A 20,468-nucleotide genomic window follows, 5' to 3' on the forward strand; every position below is an offset into this window, starting at 1 on the left:
TTCAACGGCGTTGCAGACGTCGGCGCGCAGCATGTTTTCGCCGAAAAACTGGTGGAACATCTGGCCGATTGGCGATTTCAGGAAAGCCACGCCGCCGGAGTGTCCAGGGCAGTGCCAGGAGTAGGAGCCGTCTTGCGCGTAATGCACCAGTGCCCGGAAAAACGGCGGCGACAGGCCGTCCAGATATGCTTTCGCTTCGCGGATGATGTGGCGTGCGACGAACTCCGGGGTGTCTTCAAACATGTGAATGAAGCCATGCAGTTCGCGCAGGATATCGTTCGGAATGTGGCGCGAGGTGCGCGTTTCGCCGTACAGGTAGATCGGGATGTTGGCATTTTTGTGGCGGATTTCTTCGACGAAGGCGCGCAGCGATTTCAGCGCATGGTCGGTTTCTTCGAACGAGCCGCCGCCGAATTCCTCGTCGTCGATCGATAGGATAAAAGCCGACGCCCGCGATTGTTGCTGGGCGAACTGCGACAGATCGCCGTAGCTGGTGACGCCCAAGACCTCCATGCCTTCGGTTTCCATGGCATCGGCAAGCGCGCGGATGCCAAGACCGGAAGTGTTTTCGGAGCGGAAGTCTTCGTCAATGATGACGATCGGGAAACGGAATTTCATTGAGGTCTCCAAGAGACGGTTGTTGATAACAAGGCTATCACTCAGGGTGGGCACATCGTGCCAACGCGGGATTGTAATAGCCGGAATACAAGTTCAGACAGCACCCAAACCGCGATATGCGTGGCGTGGATTGATGCGTCGGCACAGTTGCCCACCCTATGTGCTTTACTGCGGTAATGATGGCGCTGAAAAAGAAAGTCGAATTTTCGCAGATATGCCCAAAATTGGGGATAAAGATGAGGGAATTCCTGCAGAAAACAACAGATGTCACTCCGTCATCTGATCGGGTTAACTGCTGGCCTCGCCTGGAGCGGCTGAGCGGCGCTGATACACCACAAATGAGTAGTCGAAATCATTTGCGTCAGAGTGATGGTTTTCGCGTGAGATTTCTTCCCATTGTTGCGGGTCGCGGGCGGGGAAAAAAGCGTCGCAATCGAAACTGTGCTTAATTTCTGTGACGATCAGGCGTTGCGTCAGCGGCTGGGCGGCTGCGTAGATTTCAGCGCCGCCGATGATGAAGGCTTCGGCATCGCCTGCCAGGGCGGCAGCTGCGGCCAGTGAGGAAACGCCTTCGACGCCGTCATGGCGCCAGTCTGGATTGCGGGTAATTACTATATTGCGCCGCCCGGGCAAGGGCCGGCCGATCGATTCAAAGGTCTTGCGGCCCATGATGATCGGATGGCCGGAAGTGGTGCGCTTGAAATGCGCCAGGTCTTCCGGCAAATGCCAGGGCAGGGTACTGTTAATGCCAATGCCGTTGCGGGCGTCGGTGGCGACGATAATGGTGAGGCGAGAGGTCATGGGCGCTGGCGGATTGGCCGGAAATATTCAGCTTGGTTGAAAAACCCTGATCTTACTATAAAGTTACCGATGGAACTTTGTCAGCATCTGATTGCTCTTAGTCACTATAGGGCGTCAATGTGACGCGGGATTCTATTGCCGCGGCGCCCGGCGACAAAGTAGTGCTGTCAACTTGACAAATTTGGACCGATACCACTCAGTGCAGCGCTTTGTTTATTGATGGTGCGGAGTATTTAAATTGTCGCCAAGTCCTTTCTTGATGGGCATAGAAAGTTACAGAACACTGATAAACTAAGACGCTAAGGCTTGCTCTCGATCCTGCCCGACCGGGACGGCGAACAGGTCAATCTCAGCAGTGTCAGATGGGAATCCAATGCATTTAACTTTATCTCAGCGGACGTCGCTGTCTCGCATGCCTGCGCGGGTGCGCTTGGCGGTGTTGCCGGTCACGCTTGCGTTGTTGTTGCCATTCATCGGCAATAATGCGTTTGCGTTTGATTTTAATAATGTCGCCAAGCGCGCCAAAGAGCTGGCTGCGACTTCTTACGTTAAGCCGAAAAGCAATCTGCCAAAAGAGATAGCTAATCTCGATTACGAACAATGCAAAGCGATCCGTTTCAAACCCGAAAAATCGCTTTGGCGCCATCAGAAGCTGCCGTTCGAGCTGGCTTTTTTTCATGAGGGATATGCGTTTGATCAACCGCTAAAGATTAATGAGATCAACGGTCAGAACGTGCATGAGATTCGCTTCGATCCGAACGATTTCGAGTTCGGCGATAACAAGGTTGTTTTGCGCAAACTGCGTGCGCTCGGCTTTGCCGGTTTCCGCGTGCACTATCCGGTCAATACCGCTAAATATAAAGACGAGGTCTTGTCATTTCTGGGTGCCAGTTATTTTCGCGGCCTCGGTAAGGATCAGACTTATGGCCTCTCGGCGCGTGGCCTGGCGATCGATACCGGCCTGAGTTCCGGCGAAGAATTTCCGCGCTTTACGGAGTTCTGGGTTGATCGGCCTGCAGCTGGCGTGAAGGAGCTGACCATCTATGCTTTACTCGACTCACCTCGTGCCACAGGCGCCTACCGGTTTGTATTAAAGCCCGGTGTGGATACCGCAATTGACGTCAAGGTCCAGCTGTATCTGCGCGAAAATGTCAGCAAGCTGGGCCTGGCGCCGTTAACCAGCATGTATCTGCATGGCGATAATCAGCGCTCGGCGCACGAAGATTTCCGGCCTGAGGTGCATGATTCCGACGGCTTGTCGGTGGCTTCCGGCACCGGCGAATGGATCTGGCGCCCCTTGGTCAATCCCAAGCGCTTGCTGGTGACCTCATATGCGCTTAGTAATCCCGCCGGCTTCGGCTTGATGCAGCGTGACCGTAATTTTGCCAGCTATCAGGATCTCGGCAGCAGATTTGAAAAACATCCGAGCGCCTGGGTTGAGCCGAAAGGCAACTGGGGCAATGGCAGGGTTGAGCTGGTGCAGATTCCTACCCCCGACGATACCAACGATAATATTGTTGCCTATTGGGTGCCTGAGACTGCGCCTAAAGTAGGTCAGCCATTTAACCTGGAATACACCTTGCTCTGGCAGAAAGATGCTGACAAGCGGCCACCGCTGTCGTGGGTAACCCAGACCCGGCGCGGCCAGAGTGTGCAGAAGAAGAGCGATGACAATAGTAATGGTATCGGCCTGATTGTCGATTTCGAAGGGCCGGTATTCAAGAAGTTGTCGGGCAAGGTCCAGCCGGAGGGCGTGGTCAGTATCGATGACAATGGCAAGCTGCTCGATACCAAGGTGATCCGCAACGATGCCACCGGAGGCTGGCGCATGATACTGCGCGTGCGTCGTAACGAAGACAACAAACCGGTTGAGCTGCGCGGCTTCCTGCGCAGCGGCAGCACAACTTTATCCGAGACATGGAGCTACATATTACCGCCCAACTAGAACGCGAATCGCCATCGCCATCGCCGTCGGCCGCGCCGGACATCTGCGAAAGCTATCTGCAACGCTTACCGTTATCGGCCGGGCAGCGTTCTGCCTTGCTGGAGCGCGTTGCACAGAGCGGCAAGTCGTCAATGGCCGCTTTGCACCAGGCGTTAGCCGATAGTGTCGAGGCAAGTGCTGCGCCAGTCTTGGCGGTCAACCCTGCCTATGCTTCGGTTGCCGCCCGGCTGCAACTAGGGTTCGCCCAGTCACCGGCCGGCCAGCCGGCTGTAGCGCCGACCCGGCAATATACGCCAGCCATCTGCACCGACGCCGCCGGTCTGACCCGAATCGCAATCGCGCCGCCGCTCAAACGCACCCCGATTGTCGCCCATCCGTGGGGCACACTGAATCCATTGGTGCGCTGGGTCGACACCGCCAATCGCAAATTCGATCTGCGTCCGCGTGCCACGCAGCGGCGTCGCAAGCAGGCGGTTGGTTCGACGCGCTCGCCGCAGCCGCAACAGGAGTTGCAGGCCGTTACGGCGGTGGGCAGCCAGGATCAGCACCACAGCACGTCGCGCGGCAATCTGCGGCGCATCGTGTTGTTGGTGTTAATGCTGGCGCAGACCGCATTGGCAACTTATTTCATGAGCGCGGTGCTGCCGTATCACGGTGCCAAACCGCTCGAAATGGTGACCCTGGTTCTGTTTGCGCTTCTGTTTTGCTGGGTGTCGGCCGGGTTCTGGACTGCGATGGCGGGTTTTCTGGTACTGATGCGCGGCACCGACCGCTACGTCATTTCACGCGAAGATGCAGCCCCCGGACTCATTCCGGCTGAGGCCAGGACGGCAATCGTGATGCCGATTTGTAACGAAGATGTCACCAGGGTGTTCGCCGGTTTGCGCGCGACTTACGAGTCGGTGCAGGCTAGCGGTGAACTGGATCGCTTCGATTTTTTTGTGCTCAGCGACAGTGGCGACAGCGATATCTGCACCGCCGAGCTGGATGCCTGGTCAACCTTGTGCCGCACGGTTGGCGGCTTCGGCCGGATTTTCTATCGGCATCGGCGACGCCGGGTCAAGCGCAAGAGCGGCAACATTGATGACTTCTGTCGCCGCTGGGGATCGCAATACAGCTACATGATCGTACTCGACGCCGATAGCGTCATGAGCGGCACCTGCCTGAGCACACTGGTGCGCCTGATGCAGGCTAACCCAACCGCCGGTATTATCCAGACCGCGCCACGCGCGGCCGGGCGCGACACCTTGTATGCGCGTATCCAACAGTTTTCGACGCGCGTGTACGGCCCGTTGTTTACCGCCGGATTGCACTACTGGCAACTGGGTGAATCACACTATTGGGGGCACAACGCGATCATTCGCCTGCAACCTTTCATGCAGCATTGTGCGTTGGCGCCGTTGCCGGGGGAGGGGGCATTGGCCGGCGAAATCCTCTCGCACGATTTTGTCGAGGCGGCGCTGATGCGGCGTGCCGGCTGGGGCGTCTGGATTGCTTATGACCTGGCTGGTAGCTATGAAGAAATGCCCCCCAATCTGCTGGACGAACTGAAGCGAGATCGCCGCTGGTGTCAGGGCAATCTGATGAATTTTCGACTATTCCTGGCGCGCGGCATGCATGCGGTGCATCGCGCGGTGTTCGTCACCGGCGTGATGGCCTACCTGTCAGCGCCGCTGTGGTTCTTGTCACTGTTGTTGTCGACGGTACTGCTGGCAGTGCATACGCTGGTGGCACCGGAGTATTTTTCGGCGCCGGGACAACTGTTTCCGCTCTGGCCGGAATGGCATCCGGAACGGGCCCTGGCGTTGTTCACGGCGACGGCGACGTTGCTGTTTCTACCAAAGGTACTCAGTGTATTGCTGATCTGGGTCAAGGGCGCACGCGAATTCGGCGGTGCGCTGCGGCTGGCGGCAAGCATGGTCATGGAGCTGCTGTTCTCGGCCATGCTGGCGCCGGTTCGCATGTTGTTTCATACGCGCTTTGTAGTCGGCGCTTTCCTGGGTTGGACCATCAGTTGGAAATCGCCGCCACGTGAGGATGCCGAGACCAGTTGGGGCGAAGCCTGTCGCCGTCACGGCGGCCACACTGTGCTGGGACTACTCTGGGGTGGCGCAGTATATTGGCTGGAACCCGGATTTCTTTGGTGGCTGTTGCCGATCGTTGGTTCGCTGCTGCTGTCGATTCCATTGTCGGTGTTTTCCAGCCGCGTCACGTTGGGCCGCAGTTTCCGTGGTGCGCGCCTGTTCGTGATTCCGGAAGAAGTCGATTTGCCGCCTGAACTGGCGGCGACCACTTTGTACAACGAAAATGGCAAAGTGCTGGCGAACTTCAATGACGCCGTGGTTGACCCACTGTGCAATGCCTTGCTGTGTGCGGCCGTTACGGCACGCCCGCGGGTTCCGGCTGCCACCTGGGCAACGCGTGCGGCATTGGTTCAGCGCGCATTGACGGGTGGTCCCGACGGCCTGACAGCGCAGCAAAAAAATGCGTTGCTGGACGATCCGTTGATGCTCTCGCAACTGCATTTCGATATCTGGAACTCAGCACAGGCGAATCGCCGCTGGCAAGCTTTGTTGGCCACGTCTGGCTCGCACGACAGAAACAATTAAGCAAGGAGTAGCATGTTACGACGTGATTTTTTAAGAGCGTCGGCGGCGCTTGCCGCCGCCGGGTTTCCTGCAAGTTCGCTGCTGGCGGCAGCCGCGGCGCCAGAACATTTAAAATTCCTGGGACAGCCTAAGGCCTTCGATTACGCCTGGCTCAAGGGGCATGCCAGGCAACTCGCCGGCCAGCCATATCAGCTACCGGAAAATCATATCCCACCCGAAGTAAACGCACTCGACTGGGATCAGTACCAAGCCATTGGATGTCGCGGTGATCATGCGCTGTGGGCTAAGGATCAGTTGCGTTTTCAGGTCAAGTTCTTCCATCTCGGTCTGTTCTTCAAGAGCCCGGTGCAGATCTATGAATTGCAGAACGGTCAGGCGCAGGAACTGGCCTATGATCCGGCCATGTTTAATTATGGCAAGAGCGGCTTGAAGGCCAGCCACCTGCCTAAGGACCTTGGCTTTGCCGGGTTCCGGGTGAATTTCCATACTGACCTGCAGCGCGACATCACTGCGTTCCTTGGCGCCAGTTATTTCCGCGCGGTTGGCGCCGAGTGGCAATATGGCTTGTCGGCGCGTGGCCTGGCGATCGATTGCGGCATGGATCGGCCCGAAGAATTTCCGTTGTTTACCAGTTTTTGGCTGGAACGTCCGGCCAAAGATTCGGGCAAGCTGGTGGTGTATGCGCTGCTTGATTCGCCCAGCGTGGCGGGCGCCTATCGCTTTGAAATCCAGCCGTCGGCGACGATGGTCATGGATGTCGATGTCGCTCTGTATCCACGCAAGACAATCGAACGCTTGGGGATCGCTCCGCTAACCAGCATGTTCCAGTTTGGAGAGAATGACCGCCGTCTTGGCGTCAGCGACGACTGGCGCCCGGAAATCCACGATTCCGATGGCTTATCCATGCAGCGTGGCAACGGTGAGTGGGTCTGGCGACCGTTGGTTAATCCAGAACAGCTGCGCTTCAACGCTTATCAGGATGAAAACCCGCGCGGTTTCGGCCTATTGCAGCGCGACCGTAATTTCGATCATTACCAAGATGACGGCGTATTCTATGATCGCCGCCCAAGCCTGTGGGTAGAGCCAAAATCCGGATGGGGCAAGGGCGCTGTACAACTGGTGGAAATCCCGACGCTCGATGAAACCTTCGACAACATCGTGGCATTCTGGCATCCCACCGAGAAGCCGCAGCCAGGGCAGGAAATGTTGTTTGCTTATCGCCTGCAATGGGGCAGCAAGATGCCGTTTTTACCACCGCTGGCGCAGGCGGTGGCTACCCGCACCGGCACGGGTGGTGTAATTGGTCAGAAACGCACGTATTATTCGCGCCGTTTCGTCATCGATTTTGCCGGTGGCGATCTGGCGCTGCTGGGCAAGGATGCCAAGGTGCAGGCAATCATCAGCGCGTCGCGCGGCAAGGTCGAGATAACGTCGGCGCGTCCGCTCGAGGCGATCCAAGGCTATCGCGCCATTTTTGACCTGAAGCCGGTCGATGACAGCGTCGCGCCGATCGATATCCGTGTGTATCTGGTGGCCGATGGCCAGCCTCTCAGTGAAACGTGGCTCTATCAATGGACGCCGCCACCCCGGCGCAGCGGGTTTTCTAGCCGGTTTTGCAGCGATGTCGGGCGGTGGCCGGCTTGACATCGTTAAGTGAGTTGACCGTCTCGTCCAAAAAGCCCCCAGTGCTCCAGGTTTCTTACACATTTGCAATATACTGTGCGGCTTGGCTGCGTTTTGCGCACTGCTTTTTTTTGGAGTATTCCCATGTTTGGTTGGTTTGAAAGGTTGGTGCATCCTTATCCGGACAGCGCCGTAACGCCGCCGCCGCGCGGCTTTTTTGCCTTTGTCTGGAGTTGCACCAAGGGCTTGCGCCCGTATATTGTTGCGATGACCTTGCTGACAGCAGTCACCGGTGCGTTCGAGGCCCTGTTGTTTGCAATGATGGGACGGGTTGTCGATTGGCTGGGGGGCGCCGAACCGGCCACGTTATGAGCCCATCAGAGCGGCAGTTTACTGTTGTTGGTAGCAATATTGCTGGCCAGCCCGGTCGTCGTCGCTTTGCAAAGCATGTTCAAGCAACAGGCGCTGGCGGGTAACTTCCCGATGATGCTGCGCTGGAAATTCCACCGACTCATGCTGAACCAGAGCATGCATTTTTATCAGGACGAATTCGCCGGCCGGGTTGCCACCAAAGTCATACAGACTTCGCTGGCGGTGCGCGATGTCTGTATGATCCTGTGCGATATTCTGGTGTTCGTAGTGATCTACTTTGTCACCATGGTGGCGGTGGTCGGCAGTTTTAGCGGCTGGATGCTGGTGCCTTTCCTCGGCTGGCTGTTGTTTTATTCGCTGGCGCTATGGTTTTTTGTACCGCGCCTGAGCCGGGTCGCCAAGGCGCAGGCCGATGCGCGCTCCCTGATGACCGGCCGTATCACCGATGCCTATACCAATATTGCTACGGTCAAGCTGTTCTCGCACGCCGGTCGTGAAGCCGGGTACGCGCGTTCGGCAATGCAGGAGTTCCTGCAGACCGTGCATGGCCAGATGCGCCTGGTGACAGGTTTCGAGATCGTCAACCATACACTGAGCATGTTGTTGATCCTTGGTACCGCAGGCGTGGTACTGTGGCTGTGGACCCAGGGCCAGGTTGGCATCGGCGCGGTGGCGGCGGCGACCGCAATGGCCTTGCGTCTGAATGGCATCTCGCATTGGGTAATGTGGGAAATGGCGTCGCTATTTGAGCAAGTCGGCACGGTGCAGGACGGTATCAACACCCTGGCACGGCCGCACGCCGTGCTGGACCAGCCCGATGCCAAGTCGTTGCAGGTAAAGAGCGGCGAACTGATTTTTGATCGCGTCAGCTTCGTATATGGTGGAAAGCGGCCGGTCATTGAACAGTTATCGCTGAACATCCGGCCCGGCGAAAAGATCGGCCTGGTCGGCCGCTCCGGTGCCGGCAAGTCGACCATCGTCAATTTGCTGCTGCGCTTCTATGATGTTGAGCAAGGTCGGATCCTGATCGATGGCCAGGATATCTCGCAGGTCACGCAAAACAGCTTGCGCGCTCAGGTCGGTATGGTGACGCAGGATACGTCGTTGCTGCATCGTTCGGTACGCGACAACCTGCTCTATGGCCGTCCCGACGCAACTGATGCCGATATGCTGGCAGCGGCCAAACGCGCTGAAGCGCATGACTTCATTCTGAGCCTGACCGATCCCAACGGACGGACCGGCTACGACGCCCATGTCGGCGAGCGTGGCGTAAAGCTCTCCGGCGGCCAGCGCCAGCGGATTGCGATCGCGCGTCATGTTGAAAGACGCGCCGATCTTGCTGCTGGATGAGGCCACCAGCGCGCTCGATTCCGAAGTCGAAGCCGCGATCCAGGCCAGCCTGTATCGTTTGATGGAAGGCAAGACCGTGGTGGCGATCGCACATCGCTTATCGACCATTGCCGCCATGGATCGGCTGGTGGTGCTCGACAAGGGGCGCATCGTTGAAGAAGGCGATCACCACAGCCTGCTGCAACGCGGCGGTCTGTATGCACGCTTGTGGGCGCATCAGAGCGGCGGTTTCCTGGGCGAGGAAATTGATGACGACGCCGTGCAAGAGGGAGTCACACAAGCGGCGCTGGCATAATGGCCACAAAGGCGAGTTGCTGCATTGGCCGGTGGTGTCGACGCACTGTGTGATCTCGCCGCGGGGTATGATTCGTTGCCGGATGCTTAAGTATTACCGTTGATGCGGTTGGCAAGCCGCCGGGCGCTTGGCAGCCAGGCACCGGCGACCACCGATTTATGTGACTATTTCTGACTTCGTACCAATGACTGTTGAATCAAGCAATACTTCAGCTTCTCTATCATCGTTTGGCCACACCGGCCGACGCTGGCTAATTGCTATCCTGGCGTTGTTGATAGCGTTTGGGGGGTGGCTGTTATGGAAAAATTTTTGGCATCGGTCTTCACCACCGCCTGTCACAGCCCCGGTGCGCGTACAGACTGTTGCGGTTGAACGCGGCGACATCGAACAGTCGGTATTTGCCAACGGCAAATTGCAATTGCATAAATATAGCGATGTAATGGCGCAGGTTTCCGGGCAGATTAAAGATGTGCTGGTGGTGGTGGGTGATGAGGTCAAGGCAGGCAAGATGGTGGTGGAAATCATGCCGACCCTGCCGATGGCGCGAGTGGAAAGCAATCGTGCCCAACTGGCAAGGTTGCAAGCTGAATTAGCCGACCAGCGCGCGCAACTCGATTTTGCAGAGTTGCAATTCAAGCGTCAGACGCAGTTGAAAGCGGAGAACGCCACGCGTGAGGAATCGTTCGAATCGAGCCGCATGGGCATGTACTCGGCAGCAGCCCGGGTCGAGGCAATCAATGCCCAGGTTCGCCAGACCGAAGCGACCATGAAAGACGAGGAGGAAATCCGTAACCATACCCAAGTGGTGGCACCGATCAGCGGCACTGTCATATCGGTAGCGGCGCGCCCGGGCCAGACGGTGAATGCGGGCCAGCCTACCGCACCGCTGATGCGGATTGCCGACCTGAGCCATCTGACGGTACAGGCACGGGTTGCCGAAATCGATGTGCCGCTGCTGCATAAAGGCATGACCGCGTATTTCAGCACCCCTGGCTATCCGGGTAAGCGCTGGTCGGGCAAGTTGCGCCAAGTCATTCCGGTTCCGGCCGACGGCTCGGGCGAGCAGGGCAAGCAAACTTTCTATAACGTCTTGTTTGAAGTCGATAATCCGCAATAGCAATTGATGAGCGGCATGAGCACGCAGGTCAGTTTCGTACTGGCGCAGGCGCATGATGCCATCGTCGTGCCGGTTGCCGTGTTGGACAAGCCCGAAGCAGATGGCAGCTATCACGTGCAAGTCTCGGGAGCCAATCAGCAACTCATGTCGCGCGATATAAAGATCGGGATTCGGAATCAGAAAATGGCGCAGGTTCTGGCCGGATTGGCGCCAGGAGAGCAAGTCGTGGTGCCTGCTGTTGCCGTTGCTGCCAGCGCCTCGGCTAGCGTGAGTAGAGGCGCGCCGCCGTCTGCCGGCGCGCCTCTCCCCCACTGAGCAAGGTGCGTTGATGGAGACGCCTCTTGGAGATACCTATGTCTCGTAGCCCGATTCGTTTTGTCTCTGTGGCTGCTCTGTGCGCTAACGGGCTTTTGTTGCTGCTGCTGCTGGCTGGCTGTGCCGGCCAGCAGATTGAAACCAAGGAGGCAACGCCCAGCGTGGAGATACCGCCAGGTTGGGATCTGTCTGCCAACAACGGCGAGCAGGATTGGCCTGACAGCAGTTGGTGGAGAAAATTTGGCAGCGATGAATTGAGCCAGTTGGTGGCTGAGGGGCAAGCCAGTAATCTGGAAATCGCTGCCGCCATATCACGTGTGCATCAGGCTCAGGCGCAGGCGCGTATCGCTGGTGCGCCGTTGCTGCCGAATGTGGATTTTTACACCAGCATCAATCGTGCGCTGCCGCTTGCTTCCAACGGCACCGCCGCGACATCCACCAGCGGTTTGCTGGAAATTGGCTACGAAGTCGATTTCTAGGGAAAGAACAAGGCTGGCCTGGTGGCAGCCGAAGCATCGCTGCAGGCCAATCGTTATGACCGCGAAACGGTGGCGCTGACTGTCACCAGCGGTATCGTCTCGACCTATTTACAGGTGCTCTCCTTGCGTGATCGCCTGGAAATCGCCCAGCAGAACGTCGCCAATGCTGAGCGTGTGCTCAATCTGGTTGGCGCGCAAAGCCGGGCCGGGGCCGCATCGCCACTCGATCTGGCGCGTCAACGGTCGGCCGTCGCTGGCCAGAAAGCAGTAATACCGGATCTTATGCAGCAAGAGCGTGAGGCGCAAACTGCACTAGCGATCTTGCTTGGGCGTGCGCCGCAAACCTTCAGAGTCAACGAGCCAGGGCTCGCCAAGATCCTGCTGCCGCAGGTGACGCCGGGCCTGCCCTCGGAATTGCTGTCGCGGCGGCCGGATATCCGTCACGCCGAGGCACAGCTAGCGGCTGCCAATGCCAACGTCGCAGTAGCGCGTGCCGCGCTATTCCCGAGTATTCGCCTGACCGGGTCCGCCGGTGGCCAGAGTAATGCCTTGCTATCGTTGTTTAACGGGCCAAACATGCTGGTGAATTTGGGGGCAGGCCTGGTAGCACCGATCTTCGACGCCGGTCGCCTAAGCAGTCAGCGTGATCTGGCCATCGCGCAGAAACAGGAACTGGTGCAGGTTTATCGTTCCACTGTGATCAATGCGCTGTCCGAGGTTGATACGGCGCTGGGACAAATACGTAGTCTGGATGAACAGAGCAAGTTGAAGAACACGGAAATGGAGCAGGCGCGCTTTGCTTTCGAATTGTCGGAAATCCGTTATCGCAGCGGCGCCGAAGATTTGATGACGGTGCTCGATACCCAGCGCTCGTTGTCGGAAGTGCAGAACGAATTGGGGCAGATCAAACTCAAGCGTTTGAAGGCCACCGTATCGCTTTACAAAGCGTTGGGCGGGGGCTGGCAAGATGCCCGCTGGCACGCCGGTTACCGAGAGATCGTAGCGTGGGCACGGATGTGGCCACGCTGAACTTTATACGCGACTGGCATAGTTAGCCCGGCACGCGTCGGCTAAAAAAGCTTGCCGCTTGCGTCGTTATACCGCTACTGGCGCCTTGATATGAGCTTGCGGATGATAGTCGCGGATTTCAAAGTCCTCGAACCGATAATCGAAGATCGACTCCGGCCTGCGCCTGATGTGCAGTTGCGGCAATGGGCCGGGAGTGCGTGACAATTGCAGTTCGACCTGCTCAGCATGGTTGGCGTAAAGATGGCAATCGCCGCCGGTCCAGATGAAATCGCCGACATCCAGCCCACATTGCTGGGCCACCATGTGGGTCAGCAATGCATAAGAGGCGATGTTGAAAGGCACCCCGAGGAAGATGTCCGCACTGCGTTGGTACAACTGGCATGACAGCTTGCCATCGGCCACATAGAACTGAAAAAAAGCGTGGCAGGGCGGCAGTTTCATCTGAGGAATATCCGCGACATTCCAGGCAGATACGATCAGCCGTCGTGAATCCGGATTATTCTTGATTTGTTCAATGACTTGCGTGATCTGATCGATATGCTCGCCGTTGGGCGCTGGCCAGGAGCGCCACTGATAACCATAGATCGGGCCCAGGTTGCCGTCGCTGTCGGCCCATTCGTCCCAAATTTTTACATCGTTGTCTTTTAGGTATTTGATGTTGGTCGAACCGTTGAGAAACCAGATCAATTCATGGATGATCGAGCGCAGGTGCAGCTTCTTGGTGGTCAGCAGCGGGAAGCCGTCTTGCAGGTTGAAGCGCATCTGGTAGCCGAACACCGAGCGGGTGCCGGTGCCGGTGCGATCAGTTTTGATGGTGCCATGTTGTTGCACATGGTGTATGAGATCAAGATATTGGCGCATTTTTTGTCGTAATTACTGAAGCGGATGGCAGGATTGTAGCGTATCTGCCTGCCATTCTTATTCTGTCTGCGCCTTCAATATCCGATTGATACGCTCTTTGCTCGGTGGGTGAGTCGACAGGTAAGTCGAGAACCGGGTTGATTCACCGTCGAGTTTTTCGAAGGTATAAGCCAGTTTTCCCAGGCTGACGCCGTTGGCCTTGAACATCGCGATCGCATAGTCGTCGGCTTCTGACTCGATATCGCGCGAATACTTCAGATCGAGCACCACCGGTGGAATGCCGGCTATTAATGTCGATACATCGCCGAACAGCAATAAGGCGGTGGCGCCAACTGCCGATCCCTGAATCAGTCGTCTTACCATGTGCCGCCGGTGCAAATGGCCAAGTTCATGCGCCAGCACGCCCATTAGCGCGTCGTCGTTGAGCAGGCGCACCAGTTGGTCGGTGACGACAATTTCGCCGGAAGGCAGTGCAAACGCATTGGGTCCGGTTTTGTCGTTGCGGAAAATGATTTGGTAGTCCGGCGCACCTTGCACTGGCGGCTGCAGAGCGCGGAAGCGGCTGGCGATTGCTTGCTGCTGAGACTGTGGCAGGGTAGGGGCGCTGAACATGTGCTGGTCCAGAAATTCCAGAGTGCCCTTGCCAATCTGCCTCTCAATCGACTCCGGCAACGCCTCTGCGATCAGGCCCGAAGCCGCCGGAAGGAGATATATGTAGCCCAGCACCAGAATCAGGATCAATCCAATAGTGGCGTGTACGGTGGTGCGCCAGCTCTGCTGCATTCGCACTACCAAAGGATCCTGGTATCCGGTACCCGCCAGCAACTCGGTAAATGCCTCGGTGTCGGCGATTTCAAGATAAGCACCGTCGGCGAAGGTTACCTTGCGCGCAGCTTTGGATACCCGTTCAGAAACACGCAGGTCGGCAAGCGGCATTTGCCGATGCACCTCACCAGAGATATAGGCGATTTCGGCATCGACTGTCAGCGTTACCGAGTGCCTGCGGGAAGTTTGGCCATCGAAATAAAATGCCGATACCGTTTTGGATTGCATGCTTATTTGAGTTCCCGGTGCAGGATTTTCCGATGCAGTCTTAAAGAGACAGATCGAAATCGAGGAGGTCGGATATGCCTTCGCTGGTCGCCGAGCCGTGAGCCTCTTTATCTGCGACAAAGTTGTCAAGCGAACCTACTGCGTTCAGGGTCACTGATTCAACCCGATACTTGAGCGCGCGGATCTGCGCGAATGGTGTAAACAAACCAAGCGTAACCGCGATGCCGATCAGGTTGGTGATCATGATGAACGCCATTTTCGACCATTTAAGACTGCTGTGGAACTGATGCTGCCCCAGCTTGGTATGGCTCCAGATCAGGTTCTGGATCATGCTCAGGAATAGCGGTACTATCAGGAAAGTCCACGCATATATGCAGAAAAACATCAGGCTGAGAAGCCCCAGAGCGTCTCTCCCAGCATTTTTCGGGTCTCCGAATGCCACCAATGCGGTGCTGCCGAATATCATAAAAATGACCGAGTAGCCAACCAGAGCGATGGCGGCAGCGATCAGGTAGGCCTTATAAAAGGAACCGGCGCTGGCGTCGAATGAGAAATGCGTCTTGCCGAATTTGCTTTCCTCGTGCAGATATTTTTTGCTGCGCTGATGGGCAAATGGCAAGAGTAGTCCTGCCGTGATAACGGACAAGATTGGCAGCAGCAGGTATTTGACGTAGGACTCCTTTGCGTTGCCGCGGAAGCCAAAACGGATACCGCGGTAGCTTGAGTTGTACAACTTGAATTGGTAACTTTTCCAGATCAGCCACGGCAGTGCCCCTAGCATCAGGAGCAACGCCAGCAAGCCGAGGATTGGCGATAGCTGGAACGCTATATTGTAGGCTGCGATCAGCACTACTGCGATGATGCGGCCTTTCAGGATTGCTAGCGGATTGCCGTGATACTCGAAGCTGCTGCTATTGAGATTCGTGTTGTCATAGAAGTACCTGGTGCGCCGGACTTTAGCCCAGGCTGAGTAGATTCCCAGTGTCACGATGGAGAGTAAAAGATTGACGATCCATATGCAGAAATATTCGCTGCCGCGCCCGCTAAATGTAAATGCTTCGACTGTCGGTTGTAATGGCGGGGCCGTGACTTCGAGCGATGGTTCGTCGGAAAATGGTGGTTTCATTTCGATTTTGTCCCCGTGTGATGGTCGATGCGGTGTTATTGTCAGCGACACAAGATGACTGATTGACAAAGGAAAGTCAATAGCGTTTAGTCCTGGCGCTCTGTAGGACTGTTAGAAATTTCGTGACGACGCTCATTCTGGTCAAGGCAAAGTTGCCGTATTTAAAGGGGCTGAAAGCCTTAAAAAATTACCTGATGATTGTGTGAGGAAAACATATGGCGTTTGGCTTTTTCATATCGCCCTGGCGGCCTGCGTGCGTCGTTTTGAGTGCGGTTACAAATTAGTGATTTTGGCCCTGAACTTTTCCTAGAGAGCGTCCTCGAAAGCGGGAGACTTTCGTCTCTACCGTTCAGTTGTCACCAATATTGTCGCCGATGACGGATCACTTGCCTCTATTTGAGCTGAGTGTGATGTCGACGCTGTTTTGATTATTGACTTTGATGATTAATATTGATGGTTAATTTTGATGATTAATTTTGATGATTGAGTCAGCACAAAGGCTGTATTGGTTACGCAGCATTTTCCAGGAGATCACATGCTTAAATCAGATACGTTTTTTGGCGGCAAGCACGATACGCCGGCCCCTAACTCTCCTTTCAATACCGGCAGCAACCTTAGCTCCAGCGGCAGTTCTGCCATTCCAAAAGCGAGCAATACAGTAAGCACTCCTTTCAGTCAGGTAACGTCGTCCAGAACTAACGAAGTCGGCAGTAAATTGATCGTCGGCCCCAATATTAAGCTCAGAGGCGTCGAGATAACCGATTGCGATACGCTGGTGGTTGAGGGGCGCGTCGAAGCGACGATGAATTCGCGCGTGATCCATATTGCAGAAAAGGGTGCCTTCAAGGGTTCTGCCGAAATCGATCTGGCTGAAATCTACGGCGAGTTCGACGGTGATCTGAATGTTCGCGAGAAGCTGGTAATTTATTCTACCGGCAAGGTTTCCGGGAAGATTCGCTACGGCAAAGTGGTCATTGAGGAGGGTGGGCAACTGACGGGTGAAGTGCAAGTGGGTACCGGTATCAAGCCCGCCGCGCCCAGCACTGCCCCGGCCCAGACTGCGGCTCCGGCTCAGACTATTGCCGCCGCTGTGTAATTAATTTAGTCACATGCCGCTGCGACGCGGTATCGCGGCGCATTTGCCGGCGTGTCGCGGCCGCATTGGCACTGGTTGTGATTAAGCGGGATGGCGCAATGCCGATCCCGATTTTTGTCTACATTGTATGTTGTGCATGCAAGCATGCGACAATACCGGGTTTAGCCTGCGGCTGCAGTACCGGATTGTCGTCTACATAATCTTCATAACATACACATGAGCCATCCAGAATACATCCTCACCTTGTCCTGCCTCGATCAGCGCGGAATTGTCCACCGCGTTTCGGGCTTTCTGGCCGATCACGGTTGCAACATCATCGATTCCGCGCAGTTTGGCGATGCACAGTCGCAGCTGTTCTTCATGCGCGTGCATTTTTCATCTGATGATGTGTCGATCTCCGATCAGGACTTGCGCGCGCAGTTTTCTGCTCTGGCCGATACCATGAAAATGCATTGGCAATTGCATGATGCCGGCAAGAAGCCGCGCATGATGCTGATGGTGTCGAAGATCGGCCATTGTCTCAACGATCTGTTGTTCCGCTACAAGAGCGGCCTGCTGCCGGTAGAGATTCCGGCGATCGTCTCCAACCATACCGATTTCTACCAATTGGCGGCGAGCTATAACATTCCATTCCATCACCTGCCGTTGGCGGCCGGCGCGTCGGCCCAAGCCAAGCAGGCGCAGGAAGCGCGGGTTATGGAGATTGTCGATGCCAATAACATCGATCTGGTCGTGCTGGCCCGCTATATGCAGATTCTGTCGCCCTCGATGTGCACTGCACTGACCGGCCGTGCTATCAATATTCATCACTCATTCCTGCCCAGCTTCAAGGGCGCGAAGCCTTATTATCAGGCGCATGACCGTGGCGTCAAGCTGATCGGCGCCACGGCGCACTTCGTCACAGGCGATCTGGATGAGGGGCCTATCATTGAGCGGGATGTGGCGCGCGTGGACCATGCGATGGATCCGGACACCTTGACGGCGATAGGGCGCGATGTCGAATGCGTGGTATTGGCGCGGGCCGTGAAGTGCTTCATCGAACATCGGATTTTACTCAATGGGCACAAGACGGTGGTATTCAAGTAAGGTGGGATGAAGATTGCCGGTACTCTGGTTTTAACGCAAAACTGAAATCTAAAATAAAAATTGGCCCCATTGCTGTGGAGCCAATTTTTTTCTTGCTGCCGGCATCTTGCCGGTGCTGCAGTGTTAGCGCAGGGCCTCGACCATCTTCTCTAACTTGACTGCGTCGGCGCTGAACTGGCGTATTCCTTCCGCTAATTTTTCGGTTGCCATTGCATCGTCGTTGAGCATGGTGCGGAATGTGGTTTCGTCGAGACTGATTTTTTGTATCTCACTCTGTTGCGCCGCTTCCGGGCTCAGCTTGCGGCTCACAGCCGCATCGCTTTCTGCCAGTTTTTGTAAAAGATCGGGGCTGATTGTCAGCAGGTCGCAGCCGGCTAGTTCGACGATTTGCGAAGTATTGCGGAAGCTGGCGCCCATCACTTCAGTGGCGTAGCCGTATTTGCCGAAGTAACTGTAGATCTGCTTGACCGATTGCACACCCGGGTCATCGTCTCCGTTGTAGTCATGACCGCTGGATTTTTTGTACCAGTCGTAGATACGGCCGACGAACGGCGAGATCAGTTGCACTTTTGCTTCGGCGCAGGCAATCGCCTGTGGCAGAGAAAACAGCAAGGTGAGATTGCAATGCACCCCCGCCTTTTGCAGAACTTCTGCAGCACGGATACCCTCCCAGGTCGAGGCAATTTTAATCAGCACGCGCTCGCGGTCGATGCCAGCGGCTTCATACAGCTTGATCAGTGCATGTCCCTTGTCGATGGTGCCCTGGGTGTTGAACGACAGACGCGCATCGGTTTCGGTCGAAACGCGGCCTGGAATGATGTTGAGAATTTCCTGGCCAAAGGCAATCAGCAGGCGATCATTGATGTCGCCGGTGGAGAGGCCTGCATGCTCTTTAACAGTCTGGCTCAACAACGGCGCGTACTCTGGTTTCTGCACCGCCTTCAGGATCAGCGACGGATTGGTGGTGGCGTCACGCGGCGCGAACGCCTTGATGGATTGGAAGTCGCCGGTGTCGGCGACGATGGTGGTGAATTGCTTGAGTTGTTCGAGTTGATTCATGGCGGCGTAGAAAAGCAGGAACTGTTAATCGGAAATGCCTTCCTGCCATTCTACGCAATTTATCGGTGAGTGCTCGTGTTGGCAGCATCAACCTCGCCTGGCAGTAATGTCAGTTGCCCGTTAGTGTTTAGCCAATACGTTCTTCGGTCTTGGCATCGAACAGCACGGCCTTCGATAAGTCGAACGCCAGTTGCAGTTGGTCCCTGGGCCTGGCCGCTGCGCGCGGGTGGGTGCGGCAGGTTACACGCGCATTGTTGAAGGTGGTGAAGACCAGGGTGTCGGGGCCGGTTGGCTCTGTCAGTTCGACGGTACAGCCAACTTCGGTCGGGCGATAGTCGCCGTGTGTGTCGTTGGCGTCCGATATGCGAGCGCTCTGGGCGTCAGTGATGTGTTCCGGGCGAATGCCGAGGATCACTTCCTTGCCGACCCAGTTGCCAATCGATGGCTTCTGCGCTTGCGCCGGAGCCAGTGGCAACAATGTCTTCTGGCCGCCGTGTTCCAGCTCGAAGGCCGCACCGTGCCCATTCGCTGCCAGCTTGCCGTGCATGAAATTCATCGACGGCGAGCCGATAAAGCCGGCAACGAACAGGTTACTTGGATTGTCGTAGATTTCCTGCGGGCTGCCGAACTGCTGTACCACGCCATCCTTCATCACTGCGATGCGGTCGCCTAGCGTCATCGCTTCGATCTGGTCATGTGTGACGTAGACGATGGTGCTGCCAAGACGCTGGTGCATCAGTTTGATTTCCGCGCGCATTTCGACGCGCAGCTTGGCATCCAGATTAGATAGCGGTTCGTCGAACAGGAACAAGGCAGGATCGCGTGCAATGGCGCGGCCCATAGCGACACGCTGGCGCTGGCCGCCCGATAGCAAGGCCGGCTTGCGGTCCAGCAGGTGGGTGATTTGCAGCGTGGTGGCGACGCGCTCGACGATCTTCTGCTGTTCGGCTTTTGGCACCTTGCGGATGCCGAGGCCGAATGAAATGTTTTCACGCACCGTCATGGTCGGGTATAGCGCGTAGGACTGGAACACCATAGCGATGTCGCGTTTCTTCGGCGCGACGTCGTTGACGCAGCGGTCGCCGATCATGATCTGTCCTTCGGAAACGGTTTCCAGGCCGGCGATCATGTTCAGCAGGGTCGATTTGCCGCAACCGGAGCCGCCCACCGGAATCAGGAACTGGCCGTCTTCGATGTCGAGATCGATGCCCTTCAAGACTTCGTTGCCGTTGGGGTAGACCTTGCGTACATTGCGAATTGATAAGCTTGCCATCTTTAACTTATTCCTTAAATTTTATTCATTACGTGGCCGCGCCCAAGGCAGCGGCCAGTCGCTTCAAGTTAGCCTTTAACCGCACCAGCAGTCAGCCCGCGCACAAAATATTTCCCGGCCAGCAGATACACCACCAAGGTCGGCAGCGCGGCGATAATGGCGGCCGCCATGTTGACGTTGTATTCGGTGACACCGGTGGAGGTGTTCACCAGATTGTTCAGGGCCACCGTCACCGGTGAGCTTCCCTCGATTTTTCGTCTCCCAACAGGTGGCTTTTATGCCGCCTGTTTTTCCTGATGTTGCTCAGTGAGCCAGTCATCTAAATACTGGCAGGGTGAACGATAGCCAAGCGTCGAATGCT

Annotated in this window: 14 protein-coding genes and 3 pseudogenes; 9 read left to right on the forward strand and 8 right to left on the reverse strand. The window is 56.3% G+C overall.

From position 1 onward, the window contains the following. On the reverse strand, positions 1-618 hold a 618-nt coding region (locus ACIQ0R_RS03495), incomplete at its 3' end, for an Orn/Lys/Arg decarboxylase N-terminal domain-containing protein (protein ID WP_395823708.1). A gap of 288 nt (positions 619-906) precedes the next feature. After that, positions 907-1,419, reverse strand: coding sequence for a dihydrofolate reductase (locus ACIQ0R_RS03500; RefSeq protein WP_395823710.1), 513 nt, complete (start codon positions 1,417-1,419; stop codon positions 907-909). A 373-nt stretch (positions 1,420-1,792) separates the two neighbouring features. Here ACIQ0R_RS03500 and ACIQ0R_RS03505 point away from each other — a divergent pair, with 373 nt between their 5' ends. The 7 genes and pseudogenes from ACIQ0R_RS03505 to ACIQ0R_RS03535 all read left to right on the forward strand — a co-directional run bounded on the left by ACIQ0R_RS03505 (position 1,793) and on the right by ACIQ0R_RS03535 (position 12,553). After that, positions 1,793-3,364, forward strand: coding sequence for a glucan biosynthesis protein G (locus ACIQ0R_RS03505; RefSeq protein ID WP_395823712.1), 1,572 nt, complete (start codon positions 1,793-1,795; stop codon positions 3,362-3,364). Continuing rightward, positions 3,337-5,973 (forward strand): glucans biosynthesis glucosyltransferase MdoH, encoded by a 2,637-nt coding sequence (gene mdoH, locus ACIQ0R_RS03510; RefSeq protein ID WP_395823714.1) that lies wholly within the window; start codon positions 3,337-3,339, stop codon positions 5,971-5,973. Before ACIQ0R_RS03505 ends, mdoH begins: the two co-directional genes overlap by 28 nt. Positions 5,974-5,985: 12 nt before the next feature. Continuing rightward, positions 5,986-7,617, forward strand: a complete 1,632-nt coding sequence (locus ACIQ0R_RS03515; RefSeq protein WP_395823716.1) for a glucan biosynthesis protein — start codon at positions 5,986-5,988, stop codon at positions 7,615-7,617. A gap of 123 nt (positions 7,618-7,740) precedes the next feature. Further along, positions 7,741-9,613: pseudogene (locus ACIQ0R_RS03520) on the forward strand (ABC transporter ATP-binding protein). Positions 9,614-9,959: 346 nt separating this feature from the next. Continuing rightward, positions 9,960-10,730, forward strand: coding sequence for an efflux RND transporter periplasmic adaptor subunit (locus ACIQ0R_RS03525; RefSeq protein ID WP_395823718.1), 771 nt, complete (start codon positions 9,960-9,962; stop codon positions 10,728-10,730). 15 nt (positions 10,731-10,745) lie between these two features. Further along, positions 10,746-11,045 (forward strand): hypothetical protein, encoded by a 300-nt coding sequence (locus tag ACIQ0R_RS03530; protein WP_395823720.1) that lies wholly within the window; start codon positions 10,746-10,748, stop codon positions 11,043-11,045. 38 nt (positions 11,046-11,083) lie between these two features. Further along, positions 11,084-12,553: pseudogene (locus ACIQ0R_RS03535) on the forward strand (efflux transporter outer membrane subunit). A 66-nt stretch (positions 12,554-12,619) separates the two neighbouring features. On the opposite strand, the gene ACIQ0R_RS03540 reads toward ACIQ0R_RS03535, so the two are convergent. From ACIQ0R_RS03540 to ACIQ0R_RS03550, 3 genes are read right to left on the reverse strand one after another with little or no spacing between them, the layout of a single operon-like run. Then, a complete protein-coding gene (locus ACIQ0R_RS03540; protein ID WP_395823722.1) occupies positions 12,620-13,414 on the reverse strand; it encodes a thymidylate synthase in 795 nt (264 codons plus the stop codon). Positions 13,415-13,471: 57 nt separating this feature from the next. After that, positions 13,472-14,467, reverse strand: coding sequence for a M48 family metallopeptidase (locus tag ACIQ0R_RS03545; RefSeq protein ID WP_395823724.1), 996 nt, complete (start codon positions 14,465-14,467; stop codon positions 13,472-13,474). A gap of 40 nt (positions 14,468-14,507) precedes the next feature. Continuing rightward, positions 14,508-15,593, reverse strand: a complete 1,086-nt coding sequence (locus ACIQ0R_RS03550) for a YjgN family protein (RefSeq protein WP_395823726.1) — start codon at positions 15,591-15,593, stop codon at positions 14,508-14,510. A gap of 535 nt (positions 15,594-16,128) precedes the next feature. Here ACIQ0R_RS03550 and ACIQ0R_RS03555 point away from each other — a divergent pair. Together ACIQ0R_RS03555 and purU are read left to right on the forward strand one after the other, a co-directional pair. Next, a complete protein-coding gene (locus ACIQ0R_RS03555; RefSeq protein WP_395823728.1) occupies positions 16,129-16,689 on the forward strand; it encodes a polymer-forming cytoskeletal protein in 561 nt (186 codons plus the stop codon). 216 nt (positions 16,690-16,905) lie between these two features. Beyond that, positions 16,906-17,775, forward strand: coding sequence for a formyltetrahydrofolate deformylase (gene purU, locus ACIQ0R_RS03560; RefSeq protein WP_395823730.1), 870 nt, complete (start codon positions 16,906-16,908; stop codon positions 17,773-17,775). 123 nt (positions 17,776-17,898) lie between these two features. On the opposite strand, the gene tal is transcribed toward purU, so the two are convergent. The 3 genes and pseudogenes from tal to ACIQ0R_RS03575 all read right to left on the reverse strand — a co-directional run. Then, positions 17,899-18,834, reverse strand: coding sequence for a transaldolase (gene tal / locus ACIQ0R_RS03565; protein ID WP_395823732.1), 936 nt, complete (start codon positions 18,832-18,834; stop codon positions 17,899-17,901). Between the two features lie 127 nt (positions 18,835-18,961). Then, entirely contained in the window at positions 18,962-20,107 is a 1,146-nt protein-coding gene (locus ACIQ0R_RS03570) for an ABC transporter ATP-binding protein (protein WP_395823734.1), read from the reverse strand. Between the two features lie 68 nt (positions 20,108-20,175). Next, positions 20,176-20,349: pseudogene (locus tag ACIQ0R_RS03575) on the reverse strand (carbohydrate ABC transporter permease); the annotation flags it as partial. Positions 20,350-20,468: the final 119 nt, after the last annotated feature.

Origin of the sequence: Collimonas sp., from assembly GCF_044339385.1 — a bacterium.
Classification (GTDB): Bacteria; Pseudomonadota; Gammaproteobacteria; order Burkholderiales; family Burkholderiaceae_D; genus Collimonas.